General features: G+C 59.9%; 16 protein-coding genes. 3 read left to right on the forward strand and 13 right to left on the reverse strand.

The annotated features are described in order from the left end of the window. Window positions 1-87 precede the first annotated feature (87 nt). The gene (locus tag H0V34_12805) at window positions 88-324 is read left to right on the forward strand and encodes a hypothetical protein (GenBank protein ID MBA2492526.1); all 237 of its coding nucleotides are present in this window, start codon (window positions 88-90) and stop codon (window positions 322-324) included. A gap of 22 nt (window positions 325-346) precedes the next feature. Next, on the forward strand, window positions 347-715 hold the full coding sequence (locus H0V34_12810; protein MBA2492527.1) for a polysaccharide biosynthesis/export family protein: 369 nt from the start codon (window positions 347-349) through the stop codon (window positions 713-715). A gap of 291 nt (window positions 716-1,006) precedes the next feature. Here H0V34_12810 and pssA read toward each other — a convergent pair whose 3' ends face one another. The 13 genes from pssA to H0V34_12875 all read right to left on the reverse strand — a co-directional run bounded on the left by pssA (window position 1,007) and on the right by H0V34_12875 (window position 13,520). After that, window positions 1,007-1,804, reverse strand: coding sequence for a CDP-diacylglycerol--serine O-phosphatidyltransferase (gene pssA, locus H0V34_12815; GenBank protein ID MBA2492528.1), 798 nt, complete (start codon window positions 1,802-1,804; stop codon window positions 1,007-1,009). Window positions 1,805-1,860: 56 nt separating this feature from the next. Next, on the reverse strand, window positions 1,861-2,013 hold the full coding sequence (locus H0V34_12820; protein ID MBA2492529.1) for a hypothetical protein: 153 nt from the start codon (window positions 2,011-2,013) through the stop codon (window positions 1,861-1,863). 217 nt (window positions 2,014-2,230) lie between these two features. Continuing rightward, window positions 2,231-3,094 carry an EboA domain-containing protein gene (locus H0V34_12825; GenBank protein ID MBA2492530.1) on the reverse strand — a complete coding sequence of 288 codons (864 nt, stop codon included), beginning with the start codon at window positions 3,092-3,094 and terminating at the stop codon, window positions 2,231-2,233. 43 nt (window positions 3,095-3,137) lie between these two features. Beyond that, window positions 3,138-4,541 carry an alkaline phosphatase family protein gene (locus H0V34_12830; GenBank protein ID MBA2492531.1) on the reverse strand — a complete coding sequence of 468 codons (1,404 nt, stop codon included), beginning with the start codon at window positions 4,539-4,541 and terminating at the stop codon, window positions 3,138-3,140. A gap of 21 nt (window positions 4,542-4,562) precedes the next feature. Next, on the reverse strand, window positions 4,563-5,789 hold the full coding sequence (eboE, locus tag H0V34_12835; GenBank protein MBA2492532.1) for a metabolite traffic protein EboE: 1,227 nt from the start codon (window positions 5,787-5,789) through the stop codon (window positions 4,563-4,565). A gap of 9 nt (window positions 5,790-5,798) precedes the next feature. Beyond that, entirely contained in the window at window positions 5,799-7,016 is a 1,218-nt protein-coding gene (locus tag H0V34_12840) for a 3-dehydroquinate synthase (protein ID MBA2492533.1), read from the reverse strand. A 12-nt stretch (window positions 7,017-7,028) separates the two neighbouring features. Continuing rightward, window positions 7,029-7,898, reverse strand: a complete 870-nt coding sequence (gene eboC / locus H0V34_12845; GenBank protein MBA2492534.1) for a UbiA-like protein EboC — start codon at window positions 7,896-7,898, stop codon at window positions 7,029-7,031. Between the two features lie 84 nt (window positions 7,899-7,982). Continuing rightward, window positions 7,983-8,540 (reverse strand): hypothetical protein, encoded by a 558-nt coding sequence (locus H0V34_12850; GenBank protein MBA2492535.1) that lies wholly within the window; start codon window positions 8,538-8,540, stop codon window positions 7,983-7,985. A 10-nt stretch (window positions 8,541-8,550) separates the two neighbouring features. After that, a complete protein-coding gene (locus tag H0V34_12855) occupies window positions 8,551-9,444 on the reverse strand; it encodes a TatD family hydrolase (protein MBA2492536.1) in 894 nt (297 codons plus the stop codon). A gap of 75 nt (window positions 9,445-9,519) precedes the next feature. After that, a complete protein-coding gene (ilvC, locus tag H0V34_12860; GenBank protein ID MBA2492537.1) occupies window positions 9,520-10,536 on the reverse strand; it encodes a ketol-acid reductoisomerase in 1,017 nt (338 codons plus the stop codon). A 136-nt stretch (window positions 10,537-10,672) separates the two neighbouring features. After that, a complete protein-coding gene (gene ilvN / locus H0V34_12865; GenBank protein MBA2492538.1) occupies window positions 10,673-11,164 on the reverse strand; it encodes an acetolactate synthase small subunit in 492 nt (163 codons plus the stop codon). 169 nt (window positions 11,165-11,333) lie between these two features. Beyond that, a complete protein-coding gene (gene ilvB / locus H0V34_12870) occupies window positions 11,334-13,070 on the reverse strand; it encodes a biosynthetic-type acetolactate synthase large subunit (protein MBA2492539.1) in 1,737 nt (578 codons plus the stop codon). 219 nt (window positions 13,071-13,289) lie between these two features. Then, complete coding sequence (locus H0V34_12875; protein ID MBA2492540.1) at window positions 13,290-13,520, reverse strand: sulfurtransferase TusA family protein; 231 nt, start codon at window positions 13,518-13,520, stop codon at window positions 13,290-13,292. A 268-nt stretch (window positions 13,521-13,788) separates the two neighbouring features. Here H0V34_12875 and H0V34_12880 point away from each other — a divergent pair. After that, a partial coding sequence (locus H0V34_12880) for a hypothetical protein (GenBank protein ID MBA2492541.1) occupies window positions 13,789-14,210 on the forward strand: 422 nt, incomplete at its 3' end.

Genomic DNA, 14,210 nt, shown 5'->3' on the forward strand with positions numbered 1-14,210 from the left:
GCGCTCTGATAACACTGCAACGGGGCGGGGAAAGGAGTGGGGAGATTTCAATCGAACGTGCGGCCATGGCCGCTGCTGGCGCTCATCATGAGCGTTGTGTTTCTGTCGTCCTGCGCGCTGCCGGGACACTCGATAAGAGACTACGATCGGGAGCCTGACCAGTACGCGACTTCGGATGATCCGCGTTATCTCGACGAAGACGAAGTCGATTACGATCCTGTCGTTCACTCGATCATACCTGCGCTGGTGCTTAACCAGCAGCGCGCCGAGGTTATCGAAGTGGACGAGCCGCCCGCCACCCCCCGGACTTCGCGGCAACGATGAGTATCGTGTTGGCCCCGGTGATTTGCTGGGCGTGATCGTGTGGGGGCATCCCGATCTCACCAATCCCACTGGCGCGACCGAAAATCTGGAGAGCGCGGGCCGGCTCGTGCAGGCCGACGGCACAATCTTTTTTCCGTTCGTGGGCACCATCAACGTTGAGGGCCGCTCGGTCAAGCAAATCAGGAGCATGCTCACGGTTGGCCTGGAAAGCGTCGTGCGCGAACCGCAGGTCGATCTGCGCGTGCTCAGCAATCCGGAGGGCGCGTTGTCACTTACTTCAGCCGCAAACCGAGGCGATTACGTAGCGCCTAAGAGGTGTATCCTAAGCACAAATCAGGCGCCGGCCTTTGCGTTCCGGGATCGCATCGCCGAATTCCTTCGCGATGTCTAGCCAGAGCTGAATTGCCTCCTTTGCGTTCGCCAACTCCATTCCTGGGATGCGCCGTGCGCTATGCGACCTGGCAGTTCCGGAACTTTCGCGATAAACGATTAATCTTCGTCGCTCCAACGCATCAGCTGCTCGTATCCGTGCATCTCAGCTACACCTACTGCTTTTATTGACGCTTGCAAAAATGGTTGACACTCAGGGATCTGTCATTCTGAGGAACGATGCACATTTCGTAATACCGATACTGTAACGATGAAGAAATCCGGCAAGACAGCGCCGCCTGTTAATGAATTTCTATCCCGCGCTCTGCCGCTGCCCCCGCTTGCGTCGCCAGCGAATAACGCCTAGCACCGGGCCCGATAAGGTATAAATCGCGAAGAAGGTGAACAGTACCTTGGGTGGGTCCAGAGACAACAGCATCAGGCCCAGCACTACGGCCAGCATCGCGACGAAAGGTACGCGTTCGCGCAGATCGAAGTCCTTGAAGCTGTAGTACGTCAGATTGCTGACCATCAGCGCGCCGGCGGAGACGGTGATCAGGAGCGCTGGTATCTTGAGATGCGCGCCTTCGAAATTCAGGTCGTGCCACATCCAGATCATGCCCATCAAACGCGCGGCGGCCGCCGGGCTGGGCAGACCCTGAAAATAGCGTTTATCCTGAGTTGCGATGCGCGTGTTGAAGCGCGCCAGGCGAAGCGCGGTGGAGGCAGCATAAAAGAATGCCGCCAGCCAGCCGATCTGGCCCCAGAACCAGCCCATGGGTTTCATGTACACGAGCGCCCATTCGTACATGACCAGCGCCGGCGCCAGGCCAAACGAGATCATGTCCGACAGCGAATCGTACTGCGCGCCAAACGCACTCTGCGTGTTGGTCATGCGCGCGACTCTGCCGTCCAGCCCATCGAGGATCAATGCGACGAACACTGCGATTGACGCCGCCCCGTAACGGTCATTAATGGCAGCGACGATAGCGTAGAACCCGGCGAACAATGCCGCGGTCGTAAAGAGATTAGGCAACAGATAAATGCCGCGGCGCGCACGCTGCTGCTCTTCGTCGGTATCAGTCGAGCGCCTGAGGTGAACCTCGTTCATGGGCGCCCTCCCGCAACAAACACGATCACGACGGCCGGCAGCTAAGGCCTTTGCTCTCAACTTACCCTCCCCTCATTGTTTTGCAGGTGAATGTGCTTTGCCACATCGTGCCCGATGCCGGGCAGTCTGACCACAAGCCTGCCGTTCTCGATCGTGCCTGCCGAACGCCGCGTCCCGCCACTACACGGATTCAGTGATTCGATCTTCATCGCACGCCTCGCGTAAGTAGACACCGGTGGTACGTAGAAGTCGAGCGGGTAATCATTGGTTTACACGCGCTCGCCTTGATCGACATGCTCTGTCAACTCGATCCCTTCGACGCTCCTCAGGGCAGGCTCCGGGAGAGATCTTGTGACCCCCGACTCAACGCGCGCCTTCACAGCGCAGGATTTCTCGTGGTATTTGGAATTGACATTAGCTGCCTGCCTAAATCACCGGCCCGGCCTCAGCGAGCCCGCGCCAGGTTAAGCGCTTCTCGATAATAGCCGCGCGCAGATCGGGCCGTCGGGCAAGCACTTCTCGCGCGCGCGGCGACGGGCTTTTCGATAGCGCCAGCGCGGCGGCTGACTGCTGCTGCGGATCGTGGTCCTCCAGCACTCTTTCCAGATCGGCAACCATATCGTCTTCCGCGAACGGACCAACCGGCCGCCACAGTTCCGGGGATACGATCCGCGCCGCAGCCCAGCGTTCATGCGCGTAATCCACCAGCATGCGGGCCAGTATGCGATTCGCGCGGCGGTCGAGACCATAAATTGCATGCAGCGGGCTGCCCACGAACAGGGCCTTGAGCACCAGTTGATTCCAGGACGCCTCATCGAAATGCCCGGCGGGATACGCATTGTTCAGCGCCACCGCGTTGAAGACTTCCGTCATGTTGCTGCGCGCGCCTTCCGCCGCCAGCGCAATCAGCCGTTCGGCGTGCGGCAACAGCGGCAGGCTCTGATAAAGCGCGATCAGTTCGTCCAGGTCGGCATAGGTTGAAAGTTTACGCAGCCTGTCCGCATAAGCGTCCGCATCCCCGTTATCGATAGCGAGCAGCAATAGCGCGCGTCCAGCCTGGTCGACACGCCAGGCTTGCCAATCGATAAGGTCGCCGATGCCGTGTTGATCTTCAGGTGTCGAGCACAGCTTCTGCTTGCCCGTGTGGCGCGGCGCTGCGCTGAACGCGGCAAAGAATGCGTAGTCGGGCGCGCCAGAGGCAAAACGCTCACGCTTCTCGTCCAGCCAGGCGAGCGCGTTCGCATCGAGCTGTCGCGCCAGCGCGAGATGCAATCGCTCACCCGCGACCACCGCGGACAGTTGACCCCTAGAAAATTGCCCCTGAGAAGATCGACTACGAAACGGCACGGCGTGCGCGCTGCGTTTCAGAGGACAGGTGCGCGAGGATAAGATCGTGAATATCCATCGCCTCGATCCGTGACGCGGATAGCAACTGCGTCTGTTGTGTCGCTACCAGCGGCGCATCATCCGGGTTGTCAGGAAGCCGTCCGTGCGAGCCCCTGACCAAAGTGCCGTCCAGCGGAATCACGTCCATCAGATACCTGAAGCCCAGCTTTTTTTTAAGCAGGCGCCCGGCGACTTTCAGTTCGGGCAAGCGGATAGCAGGATCGACAAACAGCTCCACCGGGTCGAAGCCCGGCTTGCGATGGATATCCACCGTGCGCGCGAAGTCCGGAGCTTTTCTGTCGTCCAGCCAATAGTAATAGCTGAACCAAGCGTCTTTTTCCGCAAGTGCCACGAGATCGCCGGCACGCGGGTGGTTCAAACCATGCGCCGCTTTACCCTCTTCGTCCAGGATTGCCTCGACGCCGGGCACACGCTCCAGCAGCGTCCGCACATCGGCGAGTCTATCTTTGGCATTAACGTAAACGTGCGCGATCTGATGATCCGCCACCGCGAAGGCCGTGCTCGCCCCCGCATCCAGCAGTTCCAGCCCCAGCTCCTCGCGTACCGCGATGAAGCCGTACTCGCGCAACACGCGATTAAGCGCGATGGCCTGCGTGACCGGCGTAATGCCGTATTCGGAAACGACCATCACGTCAATCTCACGCGCCTCGTAATAATCGATCAGCTCCGCGCAGACACTATCGATCTCCCGTAAATCTTTTTCGATTGCGGGGTCATCCGGCCCCAGCCGTTGCAGGTTGTAATCCAGATGCGGAAGGTAAATCAGGGTCAGGGTCGGCCGGTAATCCGCGTCAACTTTCCTGGCGGCCTGCGCGATCCACTGACTGGAGCGAATGGAGGTGCGCGGCCCCCAGAAATCGAACAACGGAAACATGCCAAGTTGCGCATTGAGCTTATCGCGCAAGTCCGCGGGCTGCGTGTAAATGTCGGGGATCTTGCGGCCGTCGGCCGGGTACATGGGGCGCGGCGTCACCGCGTAATCCACCCTGGAGTACATGTTGTACCACCAGAACAGATTCGCGCAGGTGAAACTGGCATCGATCGCGCGCGCCGTCTCCCATATCTTCGGCGCCCGCACCAGATGGTTAGACTGACGCCAGAATTTCACCTCGCATTCGTTGCGAAAGTACCAGCCGTTGCCGACGATGCCGTGCCGCGCCGGCGTCACGCCCGTCAGATAAGTCGCCTGCACCGAGCAGGTGACTGCCGGCAACACCGGCGTAACCGCCGCCCGCTTTCCGCGCGCGATCCACTGCGATAGAAACGGCGTCGATGGGCCCAGCAGGCGGGGCGTCACGCCGACGACGTTTATGATGACTGTTTTGCGCATCGTTGTAATGAGGCGCGCGAGTTAGTGGGCCGGCGGCGGTGCGAACGTATTCAGCACCCACTCATACTCGCGCACTATCGACCTCGACAAATCCACCTTGAGTCTGGATGGCAATACCTCCCAGGTGTAAGTTTCGATCTCCAGGTGCGGGCACGCATGGGTATCGCGCAGCACCGATAGCGTGGCGGCAATGTCATCCCGCGTGGAATAAATGCCGCCATACTCGCCGCTGAAGATCGGCACGTGAAAGTGAACGCGCCACTCGCGCGCATCCGGATGCGGTGACGTAGCGGTGGAGAGGTCGGCATGGTGATGCAGACTGCCGTCCGCGTGGCGCTCGACGATCTGGTGCAGATAAGTCGGCTCCGCGAACGGGCGCAGTCGTTCGATGACCGCCCCACGTTCGTCGGCCGACTCGGGCATCGACGCCTTCAACGCGGCGCTCAATTGCACCTTGCCGATACGGATGCCGGCGCCGGTAAGTTTCGACAATGCGGCGGCTGGCGTTTCGTACTGCAACGCAAAGTGGCACGTGTCGTAACACACGCCAATATGCGCAAGCAGATTTGCTTGCGCCTCGGATGGGGAAATGCAAAGTGTCGATGCCAGCCAACTACCCCCGACCGGCAACAGCCAGCGCTCGAAAAATTCAACGGTCTCGTCGCTGTTTTCCAGCAGGCAATCCGGCTCCGGTTCCACATCGATGTGCAAGCTTCGTCCAGTGGTAGCGCGAATTGACATCAGCTCCGCCGCCATGCGGGCCAGGTTCACGCTCGCCCGCTCGAACGCCGCCGCTCGCTCAGCTTCATTATGGAACCAGGGCTTGTACGAGATCGGCACGCTGGAAATACTGCCTTCGATATCCGCCGGCAGCAGCGCTGCCAGAATGCGCGCCAACCGCAATGTATAGTCCACCCGCGCCGCCGCGCGCCAGTCGGGCGCGTAAACCTGATCTTTCACAACCTGCCGGTGGAAACCGCCGTAAGGAAAGCCATTTATGGTGAAGACGTACAAACCGCGCTCGCCCAGCCAGGTCTTGAAGCCATCGAGCGCATCGCCCTGCAACAACTCGCGCGCGGCGAGATCCGATAGCCGCAGCCCGATGCCGAAGGGTTTCTGCGGCGACAGGCGTTGTTTAAGGCCCGGCACGTATCGTTCGATACCGGCAAACACCGCCTCCCAGCTTTCGCCGGGATGAATGTTGGTGCAGTACGTCAGATGAAAAAAGCGGTCGTCGGCGATTCTCATGCCGTGCGTTCAACCGGAATCGATTATCGAGAAGTTACGCGGTCGCAAAGTGCATCGCCGATGAATCGTGCCGGTACGAACCCGCAACTCGGAAACGGCGCGCCTGTACAGCGCCAGATCGACTTCGTGTATGTCGATGGCCTGCCCGATCCCGCCCAGCAAGGTGATCGTCAACTCGCCACCCAGGTGCTCCTTGAATTCATTCAATCCCTGGAATACGCACAGGTCCATCGCAGTCTCACCCGCCGCCTCCAACTCGGGCGTGTACAGCGGCAATCCAGCCGCATGCAGGACGTTCAGCACCTGCTCCAAGTCGCCACGCGGAAGAAGACCCGCGAGGTGGGAATAGACACTGTCCAGAGCGATGCCGATCGCCACCGCCTCGCCGTGACGCAGGCGGTAGTCCGTCATCTGCTCAAGCTTGTGAGCAGACCAGTGCCCGAAATCCAATGGCCGGGAAGAGCCGGTTTCGAACGGGTCGCCGGCCGTCGCAATGTGCATCAGATGCAGCTCCGCGCAACGATAAATCAGCTCACGCATCGCCGACATGTCCCGCTCGACCAGCAACTGCACGTGCTCGGCGATAAACGCAAAAAAATTCGCGTCTTTGATCAACGCGACCTTGATAGCCTCGGCGACCCCTGCGCGCCAGTCGCGCTCTTCCAGGCTGGTGAGCCAGGCGTAATCGTTCAGCACGGCGTAAGGCGGCGCGAAGCTGCCGAGAAAATTCTTCTTACCGAAGGCGTTGATGCCGTTCTTGACACCAACGCCGGAATCGTTTTGCGCCAGCACCGTGGTCGGCACGCGGATCAGACGCACGCCACGGTGCGCGGTGGCCGCCGCGAAGCCCGCCATGTCCAGCATCGCGCCGCCGCCAATCGCCAGCACATACGAATGCCGGCAAAGCCCGCCGCCGTGAATGGCGTCATGAACACTCTCCGGCAGCGATGGATCGTTCTTTACATCCTCGCCGCCCGGTACGATCAGCGGCGATTGCAGCGGCACTGCAAGCCGGCTTGCCGCATAAACCGAGAGCTTTTCCAGCAACGTGGGGTGATGTCTCAACAGGCCGGCATCCACCACCGGCAGCAACTTGCGGGAACCGGGCTCCTGGTCCGCCGCGATCACGCGCGCGAGCAAGGGATTATCCAGTTCGAACAAGCCGCGCGTGAAGTGCACGGGATACTCGAACACGACGGGCACACGCTGGCAGATCACGTCTTCCATATTCGTATCCCCTCAAGTCACGGCGAACGCGCGGGCGAGACCCATGGACACCGGCAGCAGCGACAGCACGATCAACCCGTACCCGATACCCGCGAAACCCGCCGCCAGCGCTGCGTTTAATGCGATCAACATGATTACGCCCGTTTTGACCGCCGTGCGAATCCGTTCCGGGCTCGGTTGGCGCGCGGCTTTTACAAAAGCGGGGACAACGAACCACGTGAACAGGAGCAGAAACGGCGAGGCCGCGATCAGCGCGAAGCGATCCGTTACCCCCAGCAACAGGATACCCGCGACTAGCGTGCCCGTCAGCCCCAGCGCCGCGACACCAGTTGCGCGCGTGCCGCCGTGGACTTCGCCGCGGCTGATGAGTGTGATAGCAGCGATGTACGCGATCGGGATCAGCGCCAGGAATCCCATCAGTGGTACCGACGCCGGGATAGCGCTCATGCCGAGCACAAGATTCAGACCGCGGCAGGCGCCCATGTTGAGCGGCCCCAGCCATTCGAGATGCTTTCCATAAGCGTCATATGTAATCGCCGCTAGTGCGACCGCGGCGGCCAGCGCTGCGCTGAACGCCGACACCTGCAGCGCGGCCAGTACACCGCAGAGCAACAGCAGCGCGCCGAACGCCGCCGCCGCCCTGCGCGACACCAGGCCGCCGGGGATCGGCCGTTCCGGACGCTCGATTGCGTCCAGCTCCGCATCGAACACGTCGTTGAACACCACACCGCCCGCGTACAGCGCGGTGGTGGCAACGAGCAGCCACGCGAGGACGGCAAGAACGGAAGGGTCGGATGGCGCGAACAAAAACATTGCCGCGCCGCTCGCGGCGAAACCGGCCAGCACGTCGGCCAGCGCGGTGACGACGTTGGCGGGGCGCATCAACTGCGCCCAGGCCCACCAGCAGAACCCGCGTGCGATGATTTCGTTCATGCCGATCCTTCGACCCGCTCGCGACTCACCGAACTAGCTACTTGGCGCGCTGCTGCTCGGCGCGCCCGGGTAAAGTGATTTGTTAGAGCGCTCTTTCAGTTTTAACGTTACGAACTCTATAACTTTGTCGGCCTTGGGTGAGGTTACTGCAGTTAAGCCTTGCCAATTGTCCGCTGGCTTTCTGTCAATGAGCTTGTTGATTTCCCAAGCAGGTACCGAGAGATCTATTAGGCCCTTTAAGAAAAAGACCAGACTCCATGTTTCGTCGTAGTTATCGAAGCCCCATAGATATTCAGCCAAACCTGGATTAAACACCCACTCAAATATTACTCCGCACTTATAGACCGTTGAGCTACGACGGAAGAGCACCAAAGTTTGACGGGGAGGCATTTTTTCGTATTGATGCACGCGCTCGGACTTTGAACCCCATACGTACACTTTCCCCTCAGTACATATAGATTCAATCTCTTGGAACTCCTCAGGCGAAAGGTGCCTTTGTAGATATTTCAGAGCAATTGGCTTATCTAAAGTCCTACCCGCATTGCGCCGTGCAAACTTGCTCGTAACTTGTTGGAGGACAACGCTCGTCATATCGTGCGCTTTAATTCTCCTTTACGTTTACGAGCGGCGCCTGACCTCGCAGCACCGAGTTGCCGTCGTAAAGCTGGCGCTGATCGATGGTCACCGCGTCCAGCCAGTCGGTTTCTCGCATGCGGCCTGTCTTTCCGTAGGCGTCCAGGGCATTCTGGTAGCACACCTTGCGCACGTCTGTCTCCGCAATACCCTGCTCCCGCATGAGGCGCGCGGTTCTGGGCACCGAAAGCGGATCGCTCTCGCCCCAGTCGGCCGAGCTGTCGACGATGACCCGCTCCGAACCATATTGACGCACGATCTCGACCATGCGTTCTTTGTCCATCTTGGTCTTGGGATAAATCGTGAAGGCCGCCCAGAAACCGCGTGCGAGCGTGTCCTTAACCGTTTCCTCGTTATTGTGATCGATCACCACGCGCGTCGGATCCATGCCATGCTCCAGACAGATATCGATGCTGCGGCGGGTGCCTTCTTTCTTGTTCCGATGCGGAGTGTGAATCATCACCAGCATCTCCAGCTCTTTGGCCAGTTCGAGCTGCGCGCGAAAGTACTTTTCTTCGCTGGCGGACATCTCGTCGAAGCCGATCTCGCCGATCGCGACCACGCCTTCCTTGCAGGCGTACAGCGGAATCAGCTCCATCACCTGCTCGGCGAGCGGCTCGTTGTTGGCTTCCTTGGAATTCAGACTGATTGCGCAGTAATGCCGCACGCCGAACTGCGAAGCGCGAAACCGCTCCCAGCCGACCAGCATGCTGTAATAATCCTTGAAGGTGCCGACCGCCGTGCGTGGCTGGCCGACCCAGAAGGCCGGCTCGATGACAGCGACCACACCGGCGGCGCGCATGGCCTGATAATCATCAGTGGTGCGCGACACCATGTGGATGTGCGGATCGATATACAGCATGTCTTCCCTCCCCGTGACGTAGCGCGGCGCCTGTTTCGCCGTCGCGCAGAGGGTGCCGATTACCCTCTGCGCCGATCAGTTGCTGGTCTGATCGACCAGCTTGTTGGCGGTGATCCAGGGCATCATCTCGCGCAGGCGTCCGCCGACTTTCTCGATCTCGTGTTCGGCGCCCAGCCGCCGCATCGCTTTCATCGTCGCCGTGCCGGTCTGGTTTTCCATGATGAACTCGCGAGCGAACTGGCCGCTCTGGATTTCCTTTAAGATTCTGCGCATCTCGGCGCGCGTCCCGTCGGTGATGATGCGCGGGCCGCGCGTGAAGTCGCCGTATTCCGCGGTGTTGGAAATCGAGTAACGCATGTTCGCGATGCCGCCCTCGTAGATCAGATCGACGATCAGCTTGACCTCGTGCAGGCACTCGAAATATGCCATCTCCGGCGCGTAACCGGCTTCAACCAGGGTGTCGAAACCGGCCTGAATTAGTGCGGTCAGGCCACCGCATAACACGGTCTGCTCTCCGAACAGATCGGTCTCCGTTTCCTCGCGGAAGCTGGTCTCGATGATGCCGGCGCGGCCGCCGCCGTTGGCCGAAGCATATGACAGAGCGATTTCCTTCGCTTGGCCGGAAGGGTTCTGATGCACACAGATCAGACACGGCACGCCGCCACCCTGTTTGTACGTGGAGCGCACCAGATGACCGGGGCCCTTGGGCGCGATCATGATCACGTCCAGATCGGCGCGCGGCTCGATCTGCTGAAAATGGATGTTGAAGCCGTGCGCGAATGCGAGCGTTGCGTCCTGCTTCAAGTTCGGCTCGATCTGACCTTTATAGAGGCCAGCCTGATGTTCGTCCGGCGCCAGCACCGTCACCACATCCGCGCCGCGCACCGCGTCTTCGATCGGCTTGACGTTAAGCCCGGCCTTTTTCGCTTTGCCTTCGGAGCGTGATCCCTCGCGCAGACCAACGGTCACTTCCACGCCGGAATCCTTCAGATTGTTGGCGTGGGCGTGACCCTGCGAACCATAACCGATGATGCACACCTGCCTGCCCTGGATGAGCGAGAGGTCGGCGTCTTTGTCGTAATAGATGTTCACTCGTACTCCGGATAAAACGTCTGCTGGTAAATAACCGCCTCGCGCAACGACGCGAAAACGCCAAGGTTTAATAATCTTCAGTTCTTTGCGACTTTGTGTCTTTGCGCGAGATTGGTCCGCTGTGGCGGCGCGAGCATCACAACTTCAATGTCGTATCGCCGCGCGCGATCCCCATGGTGCCAGAGCGCACCACTTCCTCGATCGGCCGCGCGCCCAGTGCCGCGATAAAAGCGTCCAGCTTGGCGCCGGCGCCGGTTAGCTCGATCACATACGCATGGTCGTTCACGTCGATCACGCGCCCGCGAAAGATGTCCGAGAGCCGCTTGACCTCCTCGCGATCCACGCCTTCCGCGCGCACCTTGATCATCATCATCTCGCGCTCGATGTGCGCGTAGGACGTCAGATCCAGCATCTTGACCACGTCCACCAGCTTGTTCAGTTGTTTGGTGATCTGTTCGATGATCTCATCCGAGCCGTGCGTCACCACCGTCATGCGCGCGAGGGTGGGATCGTTGGTGGGTGCGACCGTCAGCGATTCGATGTTGTAGCCGCGCGCCGAAAAAAGCCCGGCGACTCGGGACAGCGCGCCGGACTCGTTCTCCAGCAACAGTGAAATGATATGTCTCATGGGGTCTGCGCGGTGTACACAACGGATTAATTCGCCGAGATTGAGCCATTCTTGCAATTGCGAGCCTTCCCCGTTCCCCCCTTTGCAAAAGGGGGGACCGGGGGGATTTGCGCCTCGCCGATCCCGAGCTTGAGCATAGTGCTGCTTGAATTCCCGGCGGAACGCGGCACTACACCAGAATCATCTCGTTCTGACCGGCGCCGGCCGGGATCATCGGGTACACGTTCTCGTTCTGGTCGGTCATAAAATCCATGAACACCAGTCGGTCTTTCAGAGCCAGCGCCTCCTTGAGCGCGCCTTCCACATCACAGGGCTGTTCAATCTTCATGCCCACATGACCGAAGCTTTCGGCCAATTTGACGAAGTCCGGCAGCGCGTCCATGTACGACATCGCGTAGCGGCCCTGATAAAAGAACTCCTGCCACTGGCGGACCATGCCCATGTAACGGTTATTGAGATTAATCACTTTGATCGGCAGGCGGTATTGCAGACAGGTCGATAGCTCCTGAATGCACATTTGAATGCTTGCCTCGCCGGTGACGCAGCACACCAGCTCGTCGGGATGCGCGAACTGCACGCCCATCGCCGCGGGCAGGCCGAAACCCATGGTGCCCAAACCCCCGGAGTTGATCCAGCGCCGCGGCTTGTCGAACTTGTAAAACTGCGCGGCCCACATCTGATGCTGGCCCACGTCGGAGGTGACGAAGGCGTCCCCGCCGGTTAACTCATAGAGCTTTTCCAGCACGTACTGCGGCTTGATGACGGGCGACTGGCGGTCGAATTTGAGGCAGTCCATCGAACGCCATTCCTCGATCTGCTTCCACCACGCCTTGATGGCCTCCGGGTTTTTCGGTTTCCGGTCGCCTGTTTTAAGTTCCTTTATCAATGCCTGCAGAACATTATCCACTTGACCAACGATGGGAATATCGACCTTGACGTTTTTGGAGATCGAGCTGGGATCGACGTCCACGTGCACGATTTTGGAATGCGGACAGAACTTGGCGATGTTACCCGTCACGCGGTCGTCGAAGCGCGCGCCGATGGCGATCAGCACGTCGCTGTGGTGCATGCCCAGATTGGCCTCGTAGGTGCCGTGCATGCCCAGCATGCCCAGCGACTGCGGATCGGTGGCAGGATAACCGCCCAGCCCCATCAAGGTGTTGGTAATGGGGTAGCCGAGATAGCGCGTGAACTCGGTCAGCGATTCCGCCGCGTTACCGAGAATGACGCCGCCGCCCGCATAAATCATCGGTTTTTCGGCAGAGAGAATCAGCTCGACAGCCTTTTTGATCTGGCCAATATGCCCGCTGATTGTCGGGTTGTAGGACCGCATCCTGATGGTTTTGGGATAGTTGAACATCGTTTTTTGCGCGGTGATGTCCTTGGGGATATCCACCACCACCGGACCCGGACGGCCGCTGGTCGCGATGTAAAACGCCTTTTTGATCGTGGAGGCGAGCGATTCCACCGACTTGACCAGAAAATTGTGCTTCACGCACGGGCGCGTGATGCCCACGGTGTCGACTTCCTGGAACGCGTCATTACCGATCAGGTTGGTTGGCACCTGGCCAGTGAACACCACCAGCGGCACGGAATCCATGTAGGCGTCGGCAATGCCGGTGATCGCGTTGGTCGCGCCGGGCCCCGAGGTGACCAGCGCCACGCCGGGTCGGGTCGTCGATTTCGCATAGCCTTCGGCCGCGTGCACGGCGCCCTGCTCGTGGCGGGCGAGAATATGCGTCACCTTGTCCTGCCTGAACAGAGCGTCGTAAATATGCAACACCGCGCCGCCCGGATAACCGAATACAAACTCGACACCCTCAGCCTCAAGGCAGCGCACGAAAATCTCGGCGCCGGTGATCTCGGTTTTGGGGTCGATGTCGAGTTTGGGGGTATTCGCGGTCATGTCAGTAAAAGTCCGTCGAGCGCCGGGTCAACGACGGCTCAATTGTGAGAAATGAACAAAATTCAGGTCATGTGTGGGAAATGGGCCGAAGATATTAATACGAATGGCTCGAAATTTCACGCGCGGGCGCGCGACGCCGCCCATTGTGGCAGGCGCACCACGGATACGCAGGGTGCAAAATGAACGCGGCCGTTTGTGCGCGGATTGTCCTATCTGATGTCAGGACTTGCGCATGACGAAATAATAGCGGCCAGCCTCTTCGCGCGATTCGAGCAGTTCGGTGCCAGTCTGCCTGGAAAACGCCTCAAAATCACGCACCGAGCCCGGGTCCGTCGCGATCACGCGCAACACCTGTCCGCCCCGCATGGCGGCCAGCGCCTTCTTGGCGCGCAGGATCGGCAACGGGCAATTGAGGCCGCTGGTATCCAGTTCCTGGTCAACATCGGTCATAAACAAGCGCCCGCGTGGATCGAGGCCGTAAAGATGCCGCTACGAAAGATTGCGAGAACGCCTTTAACCTGGCGCACCAGTGGATTCATCCAGCGCTCATTGAAGTCATCCCGTGCCTATTGCGCCCACCCGCCGCAACCATAACGACGGCTCACTATAAAGCGGCATGGTACGATAATCCGCATCGGCGTTGAATGAGATCGATAGATCGGCGCCGCACTTTACCGGCGGATGAGGCTCCAAGAAAGAGACCACCTGGCACCGCACCATGCGCACCCTCAACCTCTCCTCATCGCGTGACTCTGGCCCATTCTCTGTAAACGGTCTGCTGGTGGCGGGTTTCTTAGCGGCTAACATCGCCTGCGCGGGGTCAACCGGCGCGCTGATAAGCGACGCCTGCGCCGGCGAGGCGTTACGCCTGCCGGAGATGGGCGACCCGGCCAGCATTGTGCTGTCCCCGACGCAGGAAGCCCTGCTGGGGAAAACGCTGCTCACGCAGATCCGCGGCGCGCTGAGGGTGTCCACTGACCCCGAACTCAATGAATACGTGCAGGCGCTGGGCACGCGCCTGACGGCCGCCGGCCTGAATTCCGGGCTGGAATTTCACTTTCTGCTGGTAGCCGACCGAAACATTAACGCATTCGCCGCACCCGGCGGCATTGTCGCGGTCAATACCGGCCTGCTGTTGAC

The sequence above is a fragment of the Gammaproteobacteria bacterium genome, assembly GCA_013696315.1.
In the GTDB taxonomy this organism is placed as follows: Bacteria; Pseudomonadota; Gammaproteobacteria; order JACCYU01; family JACCYU01; genus JACCYU01.